Annotated in this window: 3 protein-coding genes; all 3 read right to left on the bottom strand. The window is 60.4% G+C overall.

What is annotated here, in order from left to right; genetic code table 11:
• Window positions 1-136: 136 nt before the first annotated feature.
• Window positions 137-889, bottom strand: coding sequence for a sulfite exporter TauE/SafE family protein (locus VKZ50_16790; GenBank protein HLJ61384.1), 753 nt, complete (start codon window positions 887-889; stop codon window positions 137-139).
• A 123-nt stretch (window positions 890-1,012) separates the two neighbouring features.
• Window positions 1,013-1,279 carry a helix-turn-helix transcriptional regulator gene (locus VKZ50_16785; GenBank protein HLJ61383.1) on the bottom strand — a complete coding sequence of 89 codons (267 nt, stop codon included), beginning with the start codon at window positions 1,277-1,279 and terminating at the stop codon, window positions 1,013-1,015.
• 262 nt (window positions 1,280-1,541) lie between these two features.
• Window positions 1,542-1,733: a hypothetical protein gene (locus VKZ50_16780; GenBank protein ID HLJ61382.1), complete on the bottom strand. Its 192-nt coding sequence runs from the start codon at window positions 1,731-1,733 to the stop codon at window positions 1,542-1,544.
• Window positions 1,734-2,422: the final 689 nt, after the last annotated feature.

Here is a 2,422-nt window from a genome sequence, read left to right as displayed (position 1 = left end):
CTTTCCCTCTCGACAAGAGCTCATCAACACGATCATGCGCGCCATTGCCGAGTACAACGTCGATGCGAAGCCGTTCGCCTGGACGTACACGGGAGATCCGCTCCGTGTTATGTAACCGTACTTTCAGGACGCTACACTAGTTGCGGGTGACCCACAACTGGACCGCGAGTCCGAGTCCCGCAAGTGCGACAAGAACTCGGAGTAGGTTTCCTGGTACCCATCGCGTGAACGAGGGCCCGAGTATGCTTCCGACGAGCACGCCGACGGCCAGTGGGATAGTCGCGGTCCAATAAACCGGCCCAAAAAGGACGAACCCGATCGCGCAGACGACCTGAGCCACACCGAGAATCATGTTCTTGAGTGCGTTGGCTCGAGCCAAGTGCTGGTCGACGGTCAGCAGTAACAAGGTGATGGTCATCACGCCCGAGCCAGCGCCCCAGTACCCATTGTAAAGTGACACTGCGAATAGTCCGCAAGGTAGTAAGAGCCCGCTACTCTTGCGAAAACGCCCCTGCTCCCACGCGGAGACCTTTGGCTGGAGAAGCAATGCGACTGCGGCGAAGGCCACCAGAAACGGTACGACTTGCCTGAAGATTGCGGAGGGAGTGATCAGCAGCAATGCGGCGCCCGAGGCGGCACCGGCCGCCGCAACGGGTGCCCATCGCCAAATCCATTGTCCTCGTCCCCGTAGTTCAGGCCTCGATCCCAATGCGGAACCAGGCCAAATTGCGACGGCGGCGACAGCATTTGTTACATTTGCCGGCAGTGCCGGGATCCCGACCGCCAACAGCGCCGGGTAAGAGATCAGCGAGAAGATCCCACCGGCCGACCCGACCATGCCGGCGAGTGCACCGGCACCCAGCAAGAGCGCCGTTTGATCCGTCGTCATGCTTCGCCGGTCGCAGACTGCCGGCTAGCGACTTCGGGCTTCAGCAATGTGACGCCAGCGAGACTACTCGTAGATCGCTATCTCTGCAACTGAGTCCGTCCATGGCTCGTAGATTGAGGCCTTTCAGACGGTACCGTCAGTCGAGCCCCCCACTCGGTGGACCATGTATTCATCTAGCCTGTAGCCACGAGCGAGCATTGGGAGGTACGGATGAAGGTGGGGGATGGTGCCGTTTTCTGCCCCGGCGATGATGAACAGGCTCAGCCCGGTGGCGCGGGCAACCTGCGTGCGAGTGAGGGACAGGGCCTGACGGACGTCGCGGAGGAGCTGGGCAAACTCGCTCTGCGGGCCCGGTGCGATGGCGTTGGAAGCAGGACTGACGATCATCATTGGGTATGTCCTCCAAATATTACGAGTGGATACAGCAACTCCAGTGGGGAGAGGCGTTCCGTTTAGGATGCGAGCTAGAGATCGGCATAAGCGTCGGCCAACTGGAGGACATTCGAAGTATAGCACTCGGCGCCTCTTCGAGTCGTGAGGTCGGATCCATGTCCGAACAAGGCTCTGCAACCCGATCCTTTCGCAGCACCGCAGGATCGCGCTGGACGGGTCGGGGTTTCTCATCCCCAGCCCGTTCTCCTCTTGATGATGCTCAGATCACGCCCAGGCACAATCTCATCAACGTAGCGTCGACCTGCTTGCGCCGCCAAAGCTCCCGATTGATCGCGTCCCGCAGGCCCGCGTCGCCAGCATCCTTGTGTTTGTGCAACTGGCACCGGAGCGAGGCGGCCATCTCGATCAATTGCCAGTTCGTCATGTCCAGGAAGCGCGGGTCCGGTTTCATTACCGATGCAATACCCAGAAGCTTCAGAAACGCGCCATTTGCCCGCCAGAAGCGCGTAGCACGGCCATTTTGTCGGGTCCGAGGAGGGCGGTGGGGTACACTTCGAAAGCGACATTGTCAGAGTCTTGGAGGAGGCCCGCCGTATCGTTTGTCGGCTATTGCACCCATCACCTGGGAGTCAGCTGGGCCGCGGACTACGTGATCGCGTGTCGGCGCGCCACGATGTGATTCTGTGCGGGACGATTAGGAGCATCAAGCGATCCTGGAGTCGTATCGTACTGATGGTACTTTCGACGCAACAACTGCAGCGCACGCCGCTGTCCCGGTGGAACTTTGCACCGCAGCAGGATGAAACTCCCAGCGGACCGTACCCGTTTTTCAGATGGTCCGTTTCGGCTACGCCCAATGGAACCGCAATCTCTAGCTCGAATCAATGTTTCGCCGGCTCCGACAATCGCACGCGGCGCGTCGGGACGAGGAGGCTGAGGGCCATGGGATTTCGACGAGTGCCGTGCCGCCGACGGCGATGGACGTCGCCGCCAGCACCGCCAGGGCGGTCACGGCATCAATGCCGCGCTGCCAACGAACGAAGGGCCTCAGGGGTCGTGGGAATGCGGCCGAGATGGGTGAGTCGCTCACGCTCCAACATCACCACATATGTGAACTCCCGATGGACATCCAAACCCAAC

It is taken from the genome of bacterium (assembly GCA_035295165.1).
Lineage (GTDB): Bacteria > Sysuimicrobiota > Sysuimicrobiia > Sysuimicrobiales > Segetimicrobiaceae > JAJPIA01.
This window is presented reverse-complemented; position numbering and strand designations above follow the sequence as displayed.

What these genes read in the sequence shown, in the direction of transcription:
- VKZ50_16790 (HLJ61384.1), bottom strand. Translation starts at nt 889, where the DNA reads ATGACGACGGATCAAACGGCGCTCTTGCTGGGTGCCGGTGCACTCGCC.
- VKZ50_16785 (HLJ61383.1), bottom strand. Translation starts at nt 1,279, where the DNA reads ATGATGATCGTCAGTCCTGCTTCCAACGCCATCGCACCGGGCCCGCAG.
- VKZ50_16780 (HLJ61382.1), bottom strand. Translation starts at nt 1,733, where the DNA reads ATGAAACCGGACCCGCGCTTCCTGGACATGACGAACTGGCAATTGATC.